Origin of the sequence: Allobosea sp. AAP35 (assembly GCF_001295925.1) — a bacterium.
In the GTDB taxonomy this organism is placed as follows: domain Bacteria; phylum Pseudomonadota; class Alphaproteobacteria; order Rhizobiales; family Beijerinckiaceae; genus Allobosea.
Genome location: NZ_LJHQ01000018.1, coordinates 55,390 through 73,058, shown reverse-complemented (window position 1 = coordinate 73,058; position 17,669 = coordinate 55,390). Strand labels below are relative to the sequence as shown.

General features: G+C 65.7%; 19 protein-coding genes and 1 tRNA gene. 10 read left to right on the top strand and 10 right to left on the bottom strand.

Annotated features, from left to right (window positions below; all coding sequences use genetic code 11):
* Positions 1–969: a 2-hydroxyacid dehydrogenase gene (locus IP69_RS07210; protein ID WP_054142137.1), complete on the bottom strand. Its 969-nt coding sequence runs from the start codon at positions 967–969 to the stop codon at positions 1–3.
* A gap of 186 nt (positions 970–1,155) precedes the next feature.
* Complete coding sequence (locus tag IP69_RS07205) at positions 1,156–1,920, bottom strand: FadR/GntR family transcriptional regulator (protein WP_054142136.1); 765 nt, start codon at positions 1,918–1,920, stop codon at positions 1,156–1,158.
* Positions 1,921–2,182: 262 nt separating this feature from the next.
* Here IP69_RS07205 and ugpC point away from each other — a divergent pair, with 262 nt between their 5' ends.
* The 5 genes from ugpC to IP69_RS07180 all read left to right on the top strand — a co-directional run bounded on the left by ugpC (position 2,183) and on the right by IP69_RS07180 (position 7,685).
* The gene (gene ugpC / locus IP69_RS07200) at positions 2,183–3,256 is read left to right on the top strand and encodes a sn-glycerol-3-phosphate ABC transporter ATP-binding protein UgpC (protein ID WP_054142135.1); all 1,074 of its coding nucleotides are present in this window, start codon (positions 2,183–2,185) and stop codon (positions 3,254–3,256) included.
* 70 nt (positions 3,257–3,326) lie between these two features.
* Entirely contained in the window at positions 3,327–4,628 is a 1,302-nt protein-coding gene (locus tag IP69_RS07195) for an ABC transporter substrate-binding protein (RefSeq protein ID WP_054142134.1), read from the top strand.
* A gap of 130 nt (positions 4,629–4,758) precedes the next feature.
* The gene (locus IP69_RS07190; protein WP_054142133.1) at positions 4,759–5,721 is read left to right on the top strand and encodes a sugar ABC transporter permease; all 963 of its coding nucleotides are present in this window, start codon (positions 4,759–4,761) and stop codon (positions 5,719–5,721) included.
* Positions 5,714–6,625, top strand: a complete 912-nt coding sequence (locus IP69_RS07185) for a carbohydrate ABC transporter permease (RefSeq protein ID WP_054142132.1) — start codon at positions 5,714–5,716, stop codon at positions 6,623–6,625. Before IP69_RS07190 ends, IP69_RS07185 begins: the two co-directional genes overlap by 8 nt.
* Positions 6,626–6,791: 166 nt before the next feature.
* Entirely contained in the window at positions 6,792–7,685 is an 894-nt protein-coding gene (locus IP69_RS07180; RefSeq protein WP_054142131.1) for an NAD(P)-dependent oxidoreductase, read from the top strand.
* A 16-nt stretch (positions 7,686–7,701) separates the two neighbouring features.
* Here the strand turns inward: IP69_RS07180 and IP69_RS07175 are convergent, their stop codons facing one another.
* Positions 7,702–8,778 carry a LacI family DNA-binding transcriptional regulator gene (locus tag IP69_RS07175; protein WP_082359085.1) on the bottom strand — a complete coding sequence of 359 codons (1,077 nt, stop codon included), beginning with the start codon at positions 8,776–8,778 and terminating at the stop codon, positions 7,702–7,704.
* Between the two features lie 104 nt (positions 8,779–8,882).
* Here IP69_RS07175 and IP69_RS07170 point away from each other — a divergent pair, with 104 nt between their 5' ends.
* Positions 8,883–9,794: an NAD(P)-dependent oxidoreductase gene (locus IP69_RS07170; protein ID WP_054142129.1), complete on the top strand. Its 912-nt coding sequence runs from the start codon at positions 8,883–8,885 to the stop codon at positions 9,792–9,794.
* 27 nt (positions 9,795–9,821) lie between these two features.
* Here the strand turns inward: IP69_RS07170 and IP69_RS07165 are convergent, their stop codons facing one another.
* On the bottom strand, positions 9,822–10,565 hold the full coding sequence (locus IP69_RS07165; protein WP_054142128.1) for an aspartate/glutamate racemase family protein: 744 nt from the start codon (positions 10,563–10,565) through the stop codon (positions 9,822–9,824).
* 208 nt (positions 10,566–10,773) lie between these two features.
* Between IP69_RS07165 and IP69_RS07160 the strand changes: the two genes are divergently transcribed.
* The 3 genes from IP69_RS07160 to IP69_RS07155 all read left to right on the top strand — a co-directional run bounded on the left by IP69_RS07160 (position 10,774) and on the right by IP69_RS07155 (position 12,344).
* Positions 10,774–11,892: a PHB depolymerase family esterase gene (locus IP69_RS07160; protein ID WP_054142272.1), complete on the top strand. Its 1,119-nt coding sequence runs from the start codon at positions 10,774–10,776 to the stop codon at positions 11,890–11,892.
* Positions 11,893–11,988: 96 nt separating this feature from the next.
* Positions 11,989–12,159, top strand: a complete 171-nt coding sequence (locus IP69_RS21780) for a hypothetical protein (protein ID WP_156323334.1) — start codon at positions 11,989–11,991, stop codon at positions 12,157–12,159.
* Positions 12,156–12,344, top strand: a complete 189-nt coding sequence (locus IP69_RS07155) for a hypothetical protein (RefSeq protein ID WP_054142127.1) — start codon at positions 12,156–12,158, stop codon at positions 12,342–12,344. The genes IP69_RS21780 and IP69_RS07155 overlap by 4 nt, the downstream gene beginning before the upstream one ends.
* A gap of 39 nt (positions 12,345–12,383) precedes the next feature.
* Here IP69_RS07155 and IP69_RS07150 read toward each other — a convergent pair.
* Positions 12,384–12,468, bottom strand: a tRNA-Leu gene (locus IP69_RS07150).
* Positions 12,469–12,689: 221 nt separating this feature from the next.
* On the opposite strand from IP69_RS07150, the gene IP69_RS07145 reads away from it, so the two are divergent.
* Positions 12,690–13,214 carry a disulfide bond formation protein B gene (locus IP69_RS07145; RefSeq protein WP_054142126.1) on the top strand — a complete coding sequence of 175 codons (525 nt, stop codon included), beginning with the start codon at positions 12,690–12,692 and terminating at the stop codon, positions 13,212–13,214.
* A gap of 10 nt (positions 13,215–13,224) precedes the next feature.
* Here the strand turns inward: IP69_RS07145 and IP69_RS07140 are convergent, their stop codons facing one another.
* The 5 genes from IP69_RS07140 to IP69_RS07120 all read right to left on the bottom strand — a co-directional run bounded on the left by IP69_RS07140 (position 13,225) and on the right by IP69_RS07120 (position 17,665).
* Entirely contained in the window at positions 13,225–13,782 is a 558-nt protein-coding gene (locus IP69_RS07140; RefSeq protein WP_054142271.1) for an HNH endonuclease, read from the bottom strand.
* A 305-nt stretch (positions 13,783–14,087) separates the two neighbouring features.
* Entirely contained in the window at positions 14,088–14,984 is an 897-nt protein-coding gene (locus IP69_RS07135) for a 3-hydroxybutyryl-CoA dehydrogenase (RefSeq protein WP_082359083.1), read from the bottom strand.
* Between the two features lie 97 nt (positions 14,985–15,081).
* Positions 15,082–16,029 carry an FAD-binding protein gene (locus IP69_RS07130; RefSeq protein ID WP_054142125.1) on the bottom strand — a complete coding sequence of 316 codons (948 nt, stop codon included), beginning with the start codon at positions 16,027–16,029 and terminating at the stop codon, positions 15,082–15,084.
* 3 nt (positions 16,030–16,032) lie between these two features.
* A complete protein-coding gene (locus IP69_RS07125) occupies positions 16,033–16,782 on the bottom strand; it encodes an electron transfer flavoprotein subunit beta/FixA family protein (protein ID WP_054142269.1) in 750 nt (249 codons plus the stop codon).
* 187 nt (positions 16,783–16,969) lie between these two features.
* On the bottom strand, positions 16,970–17,665 hold the full coding sequence (locus tag IP69_RS07120) for a rhomboid family intramembrane serine protease (protein WP_054142124.1): 696 nt from the start codon (positions 17,663–17,665) through the stop codon (positions 16,970–16,972).
* Positions 17,666–17,669 lie beyond the last annotated feature (4 nt).

Below are 17,669 nucleotides of genomic sequence, written 5' to 3'. Positions count from 1 at the left end.
TCAGCCCTTCCAGGGGGTTTCGGGCACGGGCGTCAGGGGGCCCTTGCCTTCGAACCAGGAAAAGAGGTTGTCGACGACGAGCTGGCCCATCTGCTCGCGGGTGTGGACCGAGGCCGAACCGACATGGGGCAGCAGCACGGCATGCTCGATCGCGATCAGCGCGGCGGGCACGCGCGGCTCGTCCTCGAAGACGTCGAGACCGGCCGAGAGAATGGTCTTGTTCTGCAGGGCTTCGATCAGCGCCTGCTCGTCGATCACGGTGCCGCGGCCGACATTGATGACGACGCCGTTGGGGCCGAGTGCCTTCAGCACCTCGGCATTGATGATGTGGTGCGTCGAGGCGCCGCCAGGTGCGACCGAGATCAGCGTGTCGACATCGGCCGCCATCTCGACCAGCGAGGGATAATAGCGATAGGGCACGTCTTCCTGGCGGGAGCGGCCGTGATAGGCGATCGGCAGGCCGAACGCCTCGACCCGGTGCGCCACCGCCTTGCCGATGCGGCCCAGCCCGACGATGCCGACCTTGCGCTTGCGCAGCGAGGTGGTCAGCGGATAGGGCGCCTTGAGCCATTTGCCCTCGCGCAGATAACGGTCGACCTGCGGCAGCTGCCGAACGGTTGAGATCAGCAGACCGATGGCGAGATCGGCGACTTCGTCGGTCAGGACGTCAGGTGTGTTGGAGACGACGAGCCCGCGACGGCCGGCCTCCGCCGCGTCGACATTGTCATAGCCGACGCCGAAATTGGCGATCATCTCGAGCTTGGGCAGCGCGTCGAACAGCGCGCCGTCGATGCGGATATGGCCGCCGCCGGCGATGCCGCGCACGCGACCGGAGATCTCGCGCAGGAAGGCGGCCTTGTCCGGCGCATTCCAGAGTTCGTGGACGGTGAATTTCGCCTTCAGCTGGTCGGCGGCATAGGCCATCAGCGGGCCGGTCATGAGGATTTCGGGGGCGTCGGGCCGTGTCATGGGGCGCGTTTTCCGTAGGCTGCGAGTGATGGGCGGGCGGCTTGATCAGGCGAATGTGAATCGATTAGATGGCCGATATCGCGGCTGCAGGGAAGCCGTCCGCTCGCCGGCGCTCGATCAAGGACCATCCCACCATGTGGGGCGTCCCCGCGAAAGCGCCGCTGGCGCATAAGTAATATGACTTATTCATGCGGTTTTCTGGAGCAGCGGCGTTGCTGCTGCCGGCGTCAGCATGGCCAAAGTCGTGTCGAGACTGTCGATGACGAGCGCGGTCATCCGCGCCGAGGCGAGATCCCCGTCGCGCTGGACGATCGCCTCGAGGATGCGCTCGTGATCGGTCAGCGAGGCGAGGAAGAAGTCGCGGCCGTCGATCGATTTCAGCAGCAGGGACCACTGCACGGTCGCCGCGACGGCGCTCGCCAGGCACATCAGCGTGGCATTGTGCGAGGCGGCGAAAACCGCCTCGTGGAAGGCGAGATCGGCCCGGATCGTGGCATCCGCATAGGGCTGGTTGTCGGACATGCCACGGAAGGCGGCCTCGATGCGCGCGATGTCGGCCGGCGTGCGGCGCTGCGCTGCCAGCCTGGCCGCCGCTGGCTCGGCGAAGCGGCGCAACTCGAAGAGATCGCGGATGAATTTCTCGTTCGGGTCGGCCTCGAAATGCCAGGCGAGGACATCGGGGTCGAGCAGGTTCCAGCTGTCGCGCGGTGCTGCCCTGGTGCCGCTCTTGGGTCTGGCCTCGACCAGCCCCTTGGCGGTGAGCACCTTGACGGCCTCGCGATAGGCGGTGCGCGACACCGAGATGTCGGCGCGCAGATCATCCGCGTTGGGAAGCAGTTCGCCGGCCCTGACAGCGCCGGTGATGATGGCGACGGCAAGCTTCTGGGCGACCTGACCGAAGAGGCGGTCGGGGTTGAGCGTCGTCGGTCGCGAATAGTCGCGTACCCGCATCTTCCTGCGCCTCCCCCGCTGCTGCGACTTGGCTCGGGCCTCGCCGCCCCCGGCGCTTGACACGCCTGTCTGTATGGTATGACTTTATCGCAGATGAACTGCGGCGCAAGTGACCGTCCTCCTCCGGAAGAGGCGCGGTCCTTAGCCGACAGCAACCTTCATCGATCGGTCGCAACAGGCCGATACACGATGCGACCCGGACTTCGCGCGACAAGCGCGGACCACCGGGTCCACGGGGAAACGAAGTTAGGAGAGGGCCCACATGGCCTCAGTCCAGATTGCCGACGTGCGCAAGGCGTACGGCACGACACAGGTGATTCACGGCGTCGATATCGACATCGACGACGGCGAGTTCGTGATTCTGGTCGGCCCTTCCGGCTGCGGAAAATCCACCCTGCTGCGCATGATTGCCGGGCTTGAAAATATCTCCGGCGGCGAGATCCGGATCGGACCCCGCGTCGTCAACGACGTGCCGCCGAAAGAGCGCGACATCGCCATGGTGTTCCAGAACTATGCGCTCTACCCGCATATGACGGTCGCCGCCAACATGGCCTTCTCGATGAAGCTGCGGAAGGCGCCCAAGGCCGAGATCGACGAGCGCGTCGGCAAGGCGGCCGGCATTCTGGGCCTCGACAAGCTGCTTGACCGCTATCCGCGCCAGCTTTCGGGCGGCCAGCGCCAGCGCGTCGCCATGGGCCGCGCCATCGTGCGCGATCCGCAGGTCTTCCTGTTCGACGAGCCACTCTCCAATCTCGACGCCAAGCTGCGGGTGCAGATGCGCACCGAGATCAAGGAGCTGCATCAGCGGCTCAAGACCACGACCGTCTACGTCACCCACGACCAGATCGAGGCCATGACCATGGCCGACAAGATCGTGGTGATGCATGACGGCATCGTCGAGCAAATGGGCGCGCCGCTCGAGCTCTATGACCGGCCTGCCAATCTGTTCGTGGCGGCCTTCATCGGCTCGCCCTCGATGAACCTGCTCAAGGGCACGATCACGGCCGGCGGTTTCGAGACCGATGGCGGGGCGGGACAGCCCAAGGTGGTCTGGCCGATCGGCAACCGGCCGGCCGGATCCGACGGCAAGGCCGCCGTGTTCGGCATTCGCCCCGAGCATATCCAGCTCGATGACAACGGCCTCCAGGCCGAGGTGGTGGTGGTCGAGCCGATGGGTTCGGAAACCCAGGTGGTGGTGCGTTGCGGGGGGCAGAGCCTGACCTGCGTTTTCCGCGAGCGCATCATGGCCAAACCAGGCGAGTTCATCCGCATCACACCCGATACCAACGTGACACATCTCTTCGACGCCGGCACGGGGAAGAGAATCGTGACCTGACATCGGCCGGACCACCGGTTCAAAAACGGCCGCTCAATGAGCCGTCGAACCATATCCAGGGAGGATAAACATGAACTTCGATCGCAGAACATTGCTCAAGGGCGGCGCCGCGCTCGGGCTTGGCGGCAGCACAAACCTGCTCGCCTATGCCAAGGCCTGGGCTCAGGCCTCGCCCTTCAAGGTCGAGCCGAATGCCCGCATCAATCTGATGCGCTGGAAGCGCTTCGTCGAAGCCGAAGACGTGGCGTTCATGCAGTTGGTCAGCGCCTTCGAGGCCGCGACCGGCGCCAAGGTCAACGTCACCAACGAATCCTATGACGATCTGCAGCCCAAGGCCTCGGTCGTCGCCAACACCGGACAGGGTCTCGACCTCGTCTGGGGCCTGTATTCGCTGCCGCATCTGTTCCCGCAGAAATGCATGGATCTCAGCGATGTCGCGAAATATCTCGGCGATAAGCATGGCGGCTGGGCGCCCTCGGCGGAGTCCTATGGCAAGCTCGGCGGCAAGTGGATCGGCGTTCCGATCGCGGCCAGCGGCGCCTTGATGAACTACCGCATCTCGTCGATGAACAAGGCGGGCTTCAAGGAATTCCCCAAGGATACCGCGGGCTTCCTCGAGCTCTGCAAGGGGCTGAAGGCCAACAACACCCCGGCCGGCATGGCCTTCGGCCACGCCTCGGGCGATGCCAACACCTGGGTCCACTGGATGCTCTGGAGCCATGGCGGCAACCTCGTCGACAAGGACAACAAGGTCATCATCAACTCGCCGGAGACGGCCAAGGCGCTGGAATACAGCAAGGCGCTCTACGACACCTTCATTCCCGGCACGGCCTCGTGGAACGATTCCTCGAACAACAAGGCCTTCCTCGCGGGTGAACTGCACACCACCGTCAACGGCATCTCGGTCTATGTCGCGGCCAAGAAGGAAAAGCCCGAGATGGCGGCCGATATGGACCATGCCTACATGCCGATCGGCCCTGTCGGCCGGCCGACCGAACTGCATCTGCCCTTCACGATGCTGGCCTTCCAGTTCACGAAGGTTCCCAATGCCTGCAAGGCCTTCATCGCCTTCATGCTCGATGCCCCGCAGTACAACCCCTGGATCACCGCGGCGCAGGGCTACCTGTCGCATTTCCTGAACGAATACGACAAGAACCCGGTCTGGACCGCCGATCCGAAGACGACGGTGTTCCGCGACATCGCCAAGCGCACGCTGACCCCTGCGGGGCTGGGTACGCTGGGCGAGAACGCGGCGGCGGCCATCGCCGACTTCGTCGTCGTCGACATGTTCGCCAACTACGTGACGGGTCGCGAGGACATCAAGGGCGCCATGGCCGGCGCCGAGCGGCAGGCCAAGCGGATCTATCGCTGACGCCTTTCCCAAGCCTGACGGACGGCCTGCTGCTGCGGGCCGTCCGCTCTGATCGCGTCCCATTTCGCGACCCGACCCGCAGTCCGGCCCATGAGGCCGGACCGATGTCCCGCATGACCCCGGACCCGCGATGGCCAATTCCGCAATCGAGATGCCGGCCCGCCTGACGCCTGCCCGAAGCGAGCGCACAGCCTGGCAAAAGCTCAAGGTCAGTTCCGGCTGGCTCGGTTTCTGGTACATGATGCCGGCTGCCGCGATCCTGATCCTGTTCCTGGCCTATCCGCTGGGTCTGGGCGTCTGGCTGTCCTTCACCGACACCAAGATCGGCCGCGCGGGCGTCTTCATCGGGCTGGAAAACTACATCTGGCTCTGGGAGGACCGGGTCTTCTGGACCTCGGTGTTCAACACCATCCTCTACACGACCGTCGCCAGCGCCGCGAAATTCGTGATCGGATTGTATCTGGCGCTGCTGCTCAACAAGCATCTGCCGTTCAAGGCGCTGATCCGCGCCGCCGTGCTGATCCCCTTCATCGTCCCCACCGTGCTGTCGGCGATCGCGTTCTGGTGGATCTATGACGCGCAGTTCTCGATCATCTCCTGGTCGCTGCGGCAGCTCGGCTGGATCGACTACAACATCAATTTTCTGGGCGATGTCTGGAACGCGCGCTGGTCGACGATCTTCGCCAATGTCTGGCGCGGCGTTCCCTTCATCGCGATCACGCTGCTGGCCGGCCTGCAGACTGTGTCGCCCTCGCTCTACGAGGCTGCGACGCTCGACGGCGCCACGCCCTGGCAGCGCTTCCGTCACATCACCTATCCGCTGCTGACGCCGATCATCGCGGTGGTGATGACCTTCTCGGTCTTGTTCACCTTCACCGATTTCCAGCTGATCTGGGCTTTGACCCGCGGCGGACCGGTGAACGCGACCCATCTGATGGCGACGCTGTCCTATCAGCGCGCGATCATCGCCGGGCAGCTCGGCGAGGGCGCGGCGATCTCGACGGCGATGATTCCCTTCCTGCTCGCGGCGATCGGCATCGCCTGGTACGGGCTCCAGACACGCAAATGGCAGCAGGGTGGCAGCAATGAGTAACGTCGGAGCCATTCAGGACAGCGCCGGTCGCCAGGGCACAGCCGATCACAGCGAGGGCATGGGCTATCTCGAGACGTTGCCGCGCCGCGTCGTCACCACCTATATCCCGCTGATCCTGATCCTGATCGTGCTGCTGTTCCCGTTCTACTGGATGGCGCTGACGGCGGTGAAGCCCGATCATCAGCTGATCGAGATGGACAAGGTCAGCCCGTTCTGGACCTGGGAGCCGACCTTCAAGCACATCCACAAGCTGCTGTTCGAGAGCGAATACCCACGCTGGCTCTGGAACACCATGTTCATCGCGACCTGCGCGACCTTCATCTCGCTGGTCGCCAGCGTGCTCGCCGCCTATGCGATCGTCCGCCTGCGCTTCAAGGGCGCGGTCACGGTCGGCGCGCTGATCTTCCTGGCCTATCTGGTGCCGCCCTCGATCCTGTTCATTCCGCTTGCCACCGTGATCTACAAGGTCGGCCTGTTCGACACGCCGCTGGCGCTGATCCTGGTCTATCCGACGATCCTGATCCCGTTCTCGACCTGGCTGCTGATGGGCTATTTCAAGACGATTCCCTATGAGCTCGAGGAATGCGCGCTGATCGACGGCGCTTCGCGGACGCAGATCCTGATCCAGATCATCCTGCCCCTGGCGGTGCCCGGGCTGATCTCCGCCTTCATCTTCTCCTTCACGCTGTGCTGGAACGAGTTCATCTACGCACTGACCTTCCTGTCCTCGACGCAGAACAAGACGGTGCCGGTGGCGATCGTGAACGAGTTCGTCGATGGCGACATCTATCGCTGGGGCTCGCTGATGGCGGGCGCGCTGGCCGGCTCCCTGCCGCTGGTCATCCTCTACGCCTTCTTCGTCGAGCATTACGTGTCGGCGATGACGGGGGCTGTGAAGGAATAGACCATCCGGATCTCTGCCTTCGTCCATCGACACATGCGCCGTCATCCCGGACAAGCGGCGCTGCCGCGCCGATCCGCGATCCATTCCTGACCCGTTCCGGAATGGATTTCGGCTCTGCGCTTCGCTCCGGCCGGGATGACGGCGGAGCTTGGAAAGCCCCAGCGAGATGACAACCTCCATCGCCTTCATCGGGCTCGGCGCCATGGGCGCGCCGATGGCTGAAAACCTCGTCAAGCGCCAGTTCCGCGTCACCGGCTTCGACATGCGCGCGAGCGCTCGCGAGGCGCTGGTCGCGGCTGGTGGGCATGCCGCCGGTAGCGCGGCCGAGGCAGCGACCGGTGCTGATGTTCTGGTGCTGATGGTGGTGAATGCCGCTCAGGCGCGCTCTGTGCTGTTCGAGGCCGGGGCGCTGGCGGCGCTGGCGCCTGGCGCGCTGGTCGTGCTGATGGCGACCTGCCCGCCGGGCGAGGTCGAGGCGATCGCGGCAGAGGTCGCGGCAGCGGGGCGGCATCTCGTCGATGCGCCGGTCTCGGGTGGCGTCAACGGCGCGCGCGGCGCGACGCTGACGATCATGGTCGGCGCAGCCCAGCCGAGCTTCGACCGGGCCCGGCCGGTGCTGGAGGCGCTCGGCGACAAGGTCTTCCATGTCGGCCAGACGCCGGGACAGGGCGCGACGGTGAAGACCGTCAACCAGCTGCTTTGTGGCGTGCATATCGCCGTTGCGGCCGAGGCGCTCTCTCTGGCGGAGAAGGCCGGCATCGACGGCAAGCTGCTGTTCGAGATCATGGGCGGCTCGGCGGCCTCCTCCTGGATGCTGCGCGACCGCGGCCCACGCATGCAGGAGTCGGACCCTGCGGTGGCGAGCGCGGTCGATATCTTCGTCAAGGATCTGAGCATCGTGCTCGATGCCGGACGTGCCGCCAAAACCGCATTGCCGCTGGCGGCGGCGGCCCACCAGATGTTCCTGGCGTCGTCAGGGCTCGGCCATGGCGGGCGCGACGATTCGCAGGTGGTGCGCGCCTATCGCGCGCTCAACGCCAAGCCGGCCAACGATGCCTGAGCCGGAAGCGGCCGCCTCAGAGGCGCGGCGGGCTGGTCGTGCCGCGGATGACGAGGGCCGGCGTCAGCAGCAGGCGGCGGGGCGGGGCGTGCGGCTCGGCGATGCGGCTGATCAGGAATTCGGCCGATTTGCGCCCCATCTCGTCCTGGAAATTGCGGATCGTCGTCAGGGCCGGATACCATTGCGCCGCCTCCTGGACGTCGTCGCAGCCGACGATCGAGAAATCGGTGCCGGCTTCGCGGCCGCGATGGCGCAGGCCCAGCATGGCCCCGAAGGCCGAGAGGTCGTTCATGCAGACGGCCGCCGTCGGCGGGTCCGGCGCATCGAGCACGGCCTGGATACCCTTCGATCCGTTTTCGCGCGTGGCATGGGCGGCATAGACCAACGCGGGATCGACCGTGATGCCGTGACGACCCAGAGCCTCGCAATAGCCGCGATAGCGGTTCGCGCCGGTCGAGATGCGCTGGTTATGGCCGATAAAGGCAATTCGGCGATGCCCGAGGCCGAGCAGATGCTCCATCGCCAGAGTGGTGCCGTGCCGGTCGTCGGAGCCGACGAAATCCAGCTCGGCCGTGATCTCGCGCGACAGCTGGACAAGGGGGACGCCGGCTGCGATCAGATGGGCGAAGGTCTCCGGCGTCGAGCCGCCGGCGGCACACACAATCATGCCGTCGGGGCGGTATTCCTTCAGCGTGTTGAGAACCCGGTCCTGCCGCTCCAGATCCTCGCCATAGGTTCCCAGCAGGATCGAGCGGCCATGAGCCGTCGTCGTTTCCTCGATCGCGGCGAGCAGTTCGGCGAAATAGGGGTTGGTGATGTCGTGAAAGCCGACGCCGAGAATGTTGGTGCGGTCGGTCCTCAGCGAAGCGGCGCTGCGGTTGTAGCTGTAGCCCATCTCGCGGGCCATCTGCTGGACGCGGATGCGCGTCCCCTCGGCCACCAGCGGCGAGCCGCGCAGGGCCAGCGACACGGTCGCGGTCGAGACCGAGAGCCGGTCGGCGATGATCTGCAGGGTCACCCGTCCGCGCGGGACGGCAAGCCCCGCCGGCGGCTTGACGGGAGACCCGGCACTAACGGGGCCGCTGCTTGTCATAAGGCGGTTCTCCGGCGCCGGAAACACGACATCTCGACCAGATCCCGGCCCGACGTTCCGTCACATCCTTCTAGTCAATCTCATATAAACAGGAGAAGTTGAAGATGACTGCAACCAAAGAATCCATCGGCTTCATCGGCGTCGGCCTGATGGGCCAGGGCATGGCGCAAAGCCTGCTCAACAAGGGCTTCGCCCTGACCGTCATGGGCCACCGCAACCGCAAGCCGGTGGAGACCCTCGTCGCCGGTGGCGCCAAGGAAGCCAAGACCCCCAAGGCACTGGCTGAGAATGCCACGATCATCTTCCTCTGTGTGACCGGCTCCGCCCAGGTCGAGGCGGTGGTGAACGGGCCGGACGGCATCGCGGCCGGCGCCAAGCCCGGCACGGTGATCATCGACTGCTCGACCTCCGACCCGACGGTGACGGTGCGGATCGCGCAGGAACTGGAAGCCAAGGGTCTGCATCTGGCGGACGCCCCGCTCGGCGGCACGCCGGCGCAAGCCGCGCTCGGCCAGCTCTCGGCCATGGTCGGCACGACGCCGGAGATCTTCGCGCGGATCAAGCCGGCGATCGAGGCCTGGGCGCAGAAGGTGGTGCATCTCGGCCCGGTCGGCGACGGCCACAAGATGAAGCTCCTGAACAACTTCCTCTCGATGGGCTATGCCGCGATCTATGCCGAGGCACTGACCCTGGCCGCGAAGATCGACATCACGCCGCAGACCTTCGACAGCGTGCTGCGCGGCAGCCGGATGGATTGCGGCTTCTACCAGACCTTCATGCAGTATGTGCTCGAGCGCGATCGCGACGCGCACAAGTTCACGCTGGTCAACGCACTGAAGGATGTCCGCTATCTCGAAAGCGTGGCGAACGCGGCTGGCGTCCCCAACCCGATCGGGAACGCGGTGAAGAACAGCTTCGCCACCGCGGTGGCGGCCGGCAAGGGCGACGATTACGTGCCGATGCTGTCGGACTGGGTCGCCTCGCAGAACGGCATCTCGCTCGCCACGAAGGGCTGAGCAGAGCTTTGCGTGGAAGGCCCGTCCTCAGGGACGGGCCAGCAACGCGGCCAGGCTCTCGCCAAGACCAACGCTGGCGATCGGCGCCGGCAAGGCGAGATCGCCTTTGGCGGGCTTGGTGGGCGGATCGCGCAGCGCCGCCAGCACAGCCTGCAGTCCGGCCTCCACCGAACAGATCACGGGGATCTCGAGATGGGGCTGGATGCGGGCGGCCAGCCCCGCCAGCCCTGCCCCGCCGAGAATGATCGCGCCGACGCCGTCGCGTTGTGCCGCCTGCCGGCAGGCTTGCGTCAGCAGGGCGATGGCGGCGTCGGGGTCGCGGGCGATCTCGGCCCCGGTCGGTGCCACGGTCTCGATCCCGGCAAGCCGCTCGCCGAGGCCCAGTGTCGTCACGAACTCCCGCAGCATCGGCCCCCAGCGCTCGCCACCGGTGACGATCGAAAAGCGGTCCGTCCGTGCCGCCGCGGCATGGCAGCTCGCCTCCGCCATGCCGATGACGGGAATGCGCGCCAGCTCCTTCAGCGCCAGCAGGCCCGGATCGCCGAAACAGGCCAGATAGACGGCGTCGCAGCCCTGCCCATATTCCGCATAGGCGTCGATCGCGGCATGGCCGGCGATGGCCGCAGCCGCCCGGCTGGCGATATAGCGTGCGCCGAAGCGCCCGGTGACGGGAATCAGCGTGACGCCTGTCGGCAGCTGCGGCTCCAGCACCCGCGCCATCAGGGCGGTGACCTCCCCCGTCGTGTTCGGATTGATCATCAGGATACGCAAGACGGCCTCGGGGTTGGCGTTTGGACAGCGCGCGACGGTTCAAGCCAGCTTCCACGATCGGCCAGGGGCATTGCAATGCCTTCGCGTCTGATCAGGCACCGGCGACATATTGCGCTCGGCATGATGTTGCATCGCAACAAAATCGGTTATGACAACGTTCAAGGGATGTGTCGGTGCCATCATGGGCTGGCCAGCGCAGGAGCGCATCATGCCCAGTTTGTCCGAGACGATCGCCCGCCTGGCCGCCACGCGCGGCATGGGACGGGCTGCTTCCGCCCCCTCCCGCCTGTCCGAAGTCACATCTTTCGGATCGAACCCCGGCGCGCTCAGGGCGCATGCCTATCTGCCCGATGTGCTGCCGCGAAACGCGCCGCTGGTCGTCGTGCTGCATGGCTGCACGCAGAGCGCGGCCGATTACGACCATGGTTCCGGCTGGTCGCAGCTCGCCGACCGGCATGGCTTTGCGCTTCTGTTTCCCGAACAGCAGCGGGAAAACAATCCCAATCTCTGCTTCAACTGGTTTCTGCCCAACGATATCGGCCGCGATGGCGGCGAGGCCGCCTCGATCGCGCAGATGATCGCGGCCCTTGTCGATGCCCATGCGCTCGATCGGCGGCGGGTCTTCATCACCGGATTGTCGGCCGGCGGCGCGATGGCGGTGGCCATGCTGGCGAGCTACCCGGAGGTTTTCGCGAGCGGGGCGATCCTGGCGGGGCTGCCCTTCGGCTGCGCCGCGACCGTGCCCGAAGCGCTGCAGCGCATGCGCGGGCAGGGGCTGCCGTCCGAAGCGGCACTGGTTGGCGCGGTCAAGGGCGCCTCGTCCCATCGGGGAGAATGGCCGACGATCTCCGTCTGGCACGGTCTGCAGGACCACACTGTCGTCCCCACCAATGGCGAGGCGATCGTCTCGCAATGGCTCGGGGTTCACGGGTTGGATGCCGCGCCGTCGGAGACGCTCCAGGTGAGCGGCCATGACCGGCGCATCTGGCGCGACCGCAAGGGCGTTGCCAAGGTCGAGGCCTTCGCGATCGAACGGGCCGGCCATGGCACACCGCTCGACGGCGCCGACGGCATCGGCGTTTCGGGAGCCTTCATGCTCGACGCGGGCATCTCCTCAACGCGCCACATCGCGGCATTCTGGCAGATCGCCGAGCCGGTCGAGGTCACCGCTGCCGAGCCACGCAGGCCCGCAGCCGCGGCGAAGGCCCCGACGCCGAGTTCGCTGCTCGATCTTCTGCCGAAACGGCTGAAACCGGGGAAGGCGGCCGCGTCAGGTCCGGGCAAGATCATCGAGGATGCGCTGAAGGCGGCAGGGCTGATGCGCTGACCAGGCCGGCGACACAGGCTGCGAGATCGCCCGCGCGGAACGAATTCTGGCGTCATCCGTTGGGGTCCCGTGACAAACGCAGCCGAGCCCAACATCATGACCATCGAGACCAGCGACGATTACGACGCCGCGATCACCCGATTGGGCGCTCTCGGCGACAATCCCGTCGATGGGCCCGACGAGGATGAATTTCTCGCGATCAGCGCTGCGATGCTCGCCTACGAAACACGCAACCATCCCGCGCTGGAGCAGGAGGACGGCGGATGATCGAGGTCAAGAAGGCGATTGTCCGCTGTCCGGACGATTACCAGCGCGCCGTCGAACGCGTCGCGGAACTGGGAACGCCGGCTCCCGGTTCGCCGGAGGAAGCCGAATTGTTCGGTCTCGTCGACGCGATCGAGAAATGGGAAGCCCGTCACGACGAGGATGAAGACGGCGAAGGCTGGGGCTGAGAGGCGGCCTGATCGGTCGCATCGCCTGAGCGAGAAGGATGGTGCCCCTGGCCGGAATCGAACCAGCACTCCTTGCGGAACTCGATTTTGAGTCGAGCGCGTCTACCAATTCCGCCACAGGGGCCCCTTACGGGCGGGCCGGACTATAGCGATCGACTGCGGCGGGTCAATCTGTTGTCTGTCGCGAGCGCTGTCTCCGCGCGAGGGGCAGGGCGATCGAGCGGGCCATTTCGGCGCTTCGTCTCACAAACCGAGTATGGGTGCTGCAGCAACGTCAATCATGCTGTATTTCGGCCGCAAGCCGGTTGCAGCCTCGCGCCGGTCGTCCCCCGCGAGCACCCCTTGATGACAGTCTCCCCCACAATCGTGCCAACTCTGTCAGACCCGCGGTCGCGCCTGATCCTTCTTGTGGGGCTTTGCTGTCTGGCGCTGATCGCCGGGGCCTGGTTCTTCGAGCTCGTCTGGGGATTGCGGCCCTGCAAGCTCTGCCTCGAGCAGCGCCTGCCGCATTATGCCGCGATCGGGCTGGCGGCGGCCGGTTTCTTTCTGGCGCGGTCGGCGCTGCTGCAGACGCTCGTGCTGCTCGGGCTCGCCCTGCTGATGGCCTGGAGCACCGGGCTCGGCGTCTACCATTCAGGTGTCGAATGGGGCTGGTTTGCCGGACCCAATGATTGCGGCGGCGCGGCTGCACCGGTGGCGGCGGGCGTGCAGGACTTCATGAAGCAGCTTCAGACCACGCGCGTCGTCGCCTGTTCGGAAGCGGCGTGGCGCCTGCTGGGATTGTCGCTCGCCGGCTGGAACGCGCTGGCGTCTCTGGCGCTGCTGGGCCTGGCGCTGCTGGGTCTCGGCCGGCGGCCGCGCACGCATTGATCGCGAAGCCTCACGGCTCCAGTTCGGAATCCCAGTAGAGATAGTCCAGCCAGCTCTCATGCAGATAGTTCGGCGGGAAAAGCTTGCCGTTGCGGTGCAGGTCGTTGACCGTCGGCGCGTAGGCCTTCTGCATCGGGAACATCTCGACGGTCGCCGGCATCTTGTCGCCCTTGCGCAGATTGCAGGGCGAGCAGGCCGCGACGACGTTCTCCCAGGTCGTCAGGCCGCCCTTCGAGCGCGGGATGACATGGTCGAAGGTCAGATCGTCGCGCGTGCCGCAATACTGGCAGGAGAAGCGGTCGCGCAGGAAGACGTTGAAGCGGGTGAAGGCCGGCGTGCGCGAAGGCTTGATATAGGTCTTCAGCGAAACCACCGAGGGCAGCCGCATGTCAAAGCTCGGACTGCGGACAACCGTGTCGTATTCGGAGACGATGTTCACGCGGTCCATGAAGACCGCCTTGATCGCATCCTGCCAACTCCACAAGGAGAGGGGATAATAGCTCAGGGGCCGAAAATCGGCATTAAGGACCAGCGCCGGACAACTGTCCGGGGAGGCCATCGGATGCATCACATGCGCCGTCAAACCCGCCGCACCTCCGCTTCATCGAGCGGGACTCAACCCGCGCACCATCAATGTAAGCGCGGGACGACAGGAATGTGAAGGGGTGCGGCGATTGAGCCGTCGGGATATGGCGCGGCCAACGCCGCGCGACGACAAACCACGCTGTCATCCCGGAAAAGCGGCGCAGCCGCGCCGATCCGGGATCCATTCCGGAACGCAGCTCGGAGAGGTTCAGGAATGGATCCCGGGTCTCCGCTTCGCTTCGCCCGGGATGACGGCGCGTTCTGCGAGAAGGAGAACCTGCTCCGAATTCAGCGCGTCGGGACCGGCTTTTCGCCGCGATAATCGTAGAAGCCGCGCTTTGTCTTGCGGCCGAGCCAGCCGGCCTCGACATATTTCACCAGCAGCGGGCAGGGGCGGTATTTGGAGTCGGCCAGGCCGTCATGCAGCACCTGCATCACCGAAAGGCAGGTATCCAGCCCGATGAAGTCGGCAAGCTGGAGCGGGCCCATGGGGTGGTTGGCGCCGAGCTTCATCGCGGTGTCGATCGCCTCGACCGAGCCGACGCCCTCATAGAGCGTGTAGACCGCCTCGTTGATCATCGGCAGCAGGATGCGGTTGACGATGAAGGCCGGAAAATCCTCCGAGACCGAGACGGTCTTGTGCAGCTTGCCGACGAACTCCTTGGCGAGCTCGAAGGTCTGGTCGTCGGTGGCGATGCCGCGGATCAGCTCGACGAGCTGCATCAGCGGCACGGGGTTCATGAAATGGATGCCGATGAAGCGCTCGGGCCGGTCGGTGGCCGCGGCCAGCCGGGTGATCGAGATCGAGGAGGTGTTCGAGGCCAGCATCGTCTCGGGCTTGATGTGCTGGCAGACGGCGGTGAAGATCTTGCGCTTGGTTTCCTCGCTCTCGGTCGCCGCTTCGATGACGAGGTCGCAATCGGCGAGGCCCTCCAGCCCCGGGGCCGCGACGATCTTGGCCATGGCATCGCGACGGATCTCGTCGCCGATCGCGCCCTTGGCAACCTGGCGGGCCATGTTGCCGTCGATCGTCGCCAGAGCCGCCTTGATTCGCTCCTCGGCGAGGTCATGCAGCCGGACCTCGAAGCCGGCCACCGCCGCCACATGGGCGATGCCATTGCCCATCTGGCCCGCGCCGATAATGCCGATCGTCCTGATCGCCTGAGCCGACATGGTCTGTTCCATCTCCGGTGTCACCGCCCCCATTCTCGGAAGCGGATACGGGCTGCCGCGAACGGCAGCCCCTTCATATATCAGCGGGACGCGGGGAGCGCACCAAGCTTTACTTGCCGATCTTGGCGAGTTCGGCGTCGAGTTCGGGCAGGATGGTGAAGAGATCGCCGACGAGGCCGTAATCGGCGACCTGGAAGATCGGCGCCTCTTCGTCCTTGTTGATCGCGACGATGACCTTGCTATCCTTCATGCCGGCAAGATGCTGGATCGCGCCGGAGATACCGACCGCGATGTAAAGGTCCGGCGCCACGACCTTGCCGGTCTGACCGACCTGCCAGTCATTGGGGGCGTAACCGGCATCGACGGCGGCGCGCGAGGCGCCCATCGCGGCCCCGAGCTTGTCGGCCACGGGCTCAATGACCTTGGTGAAGTTTTCCGACGAGGCGAGCGCGCGGCCACCGGAGATGATGATCTTGGCCGAGGCGAGCTCCGGACGATCTGATTTGGCGACCTCCTCGCCCTTGAAGCTCGACAGGCCGTCATGGCCGGCGGTTGCGACCGCTTCGACAGGGGCGGTGGCGCTGCCGTCGGCTGTCGCCTGGAACGAGGCGCCGCGCACGGTGATGACCTTCTTGGCGTCGGTCGCCTGAACGGTCTGGATGGCGTTGCCGGCATAGATCGGCCGCTCGAAGGTATCGGGCGAGACGACCTTGGTGATCTCGGAGACCTGCATCACGTCGAGCAGGGCGGCGACACGCGGCATCACGTTCTTGCCGGTGGTGGTGCCGGGCGCCACGATCGCGTCATAGGCGCCGGCCAGCGAGACGATCAGCGCGGCCAGTGGCTCGGCCAGGCGATGCTCATAGGCCGCATCATCGGCGAGCAGAACCTTCTCGACGCCGTCGAGTTTGGCGGCGGCATCGGCCACCGCCTTGGCGTTGTGACCGGCGACGAGGACATGCACGGGCGCGCCGAGCTGGGTTGCGGCGGTCAGGGCCTTGCGGGTGGCCTCGTTGAGGCTGGCATTGTCGTGCTTGGCGAGAAGCAGCGTCGTCATGATTCAGAGAACTCCGGCTTCGTTCTTGAGCTTGGACACCAACTCTGCGGCGGAGCCGACCTTGATGCCGGCCGAGCGCCCTGCGGGCTCGACGGTCTTGAGCACCTTGAGGCGCGGCGCGACATCGACGCCGAGCGCGTCGGCCGAGGTCTCGTCGAGCGGCTTCTTCTTGGCCTTCATGATGTTGGGCAGCGAGGCATAGCGCGGCTCGTTCAGGCGAAGATCGGTGGTGACGATTGCGGGCAGCTTCAGGCCGACCGTCTGCAGGCCGCCATCGACCTCGCGGGTGACGTCGATCTCGCCGTCGCCGGCCACGACCTTCGAGGCGAAGGTGCCCTGAGGCCAGCCCAAAAGCGCGGCCAACATCTGGCCGGTCTGGTTGGAATCATCGTCGATCGCCTGCTTGCCGAGGATGACGAGCTGCGGGCTTTCCTGCTCGACGACCTTCTGCAGCAGCTTGGCAACGGCGAGCGGCTCGACTTGACCCTCGACCTTGACCAGGATGCCGCGGTCGGCGCCCATGGCCAGGCCCGTGCGGATCGTCTCGGCGGCCTGCGCCGGGCCAATCGAGACCACGACGACCTCGGTCGCCTTGCCGGCTTCGCGGAGACGCAGGGCCTCTTCGACGGCGATCTCGTCGAAGGGGTTCATCGACATCTTGACGTTGGCGAGCTCGACGCCCGAACCGTCCGCCTTGACGCGGATCTTGACGTTGTAATCGACAACCCGCTTCACGGGCACAAGGATCTTCATCGTCATCATCACCGTTCAGAAAAAGAGGCTGACTCAACCGCCGCTTGGCCACACCCTTGGCCGCGGCGCTACCGAGGGCGGGATCGCGGCATTGCGGCGCCCGGATGGAATGCGAAGGGACCGTAGCGACGGCCGTTTGCGCTTGTCAACGCCGCCAATTGCCCATGCGCGGGGCCAAACCGCGCCTTCAACTCCGGACAACGCGCCCAAACAGCGCGACACGGCCGTGGATGAACAAAGGTGTCAGAGCCGCCCCCATGCCAAGCCCGCCGAGATGGGCCCACCAGCCGACATGGCCCTGAGGATCGATGAACGCCTGGGCCAGCTGGAACAGGATCCAGGCCGCGATCGCATAGAGCGCGGTGATGCGCAGCGGAATCCAGTTGAAGGCGAGGCCCCAGATCCGGATGCGCGGATAGAGCATCAGATAGGCGGCGATGACGCCCGAGATGGCGCCGGAGGCGCCGATCAGGGGCTGGTCGGAAGCCGGGTTCACCCAGGCATGCGTCAGGCTTCCGCCGATCCCGCACAGACAGAAAAACGCGAGGAAACGCGAATGCCCCATCGCGTCCTCGACATTGTCGCCGAAGACCCAGAGGAACAGCATGTTGCCAGCCAGATGCGCGAAGCCGAGATGCAGGAGGACGCTGCTCGCAAGGGTCAACCAGGATGGCAGCTGCAACAAGTCGGTGGGAAGTTGCGCCGTGCCAAACAGCACCGACGGAATCAGGCCAAAGCCCGCGGCGACGGCGATCTGGCCCGTTTCGCTCTGGCGCAGGGTCAACAGCAGGTAGACGGCGACGCAGAGCGCGATCAGCCCGTGCGTGACGAAGGGCTTGCGCAGGAAGCGCAAGGGGACGCCGTCATGCAGGGGAATGAACACGCCG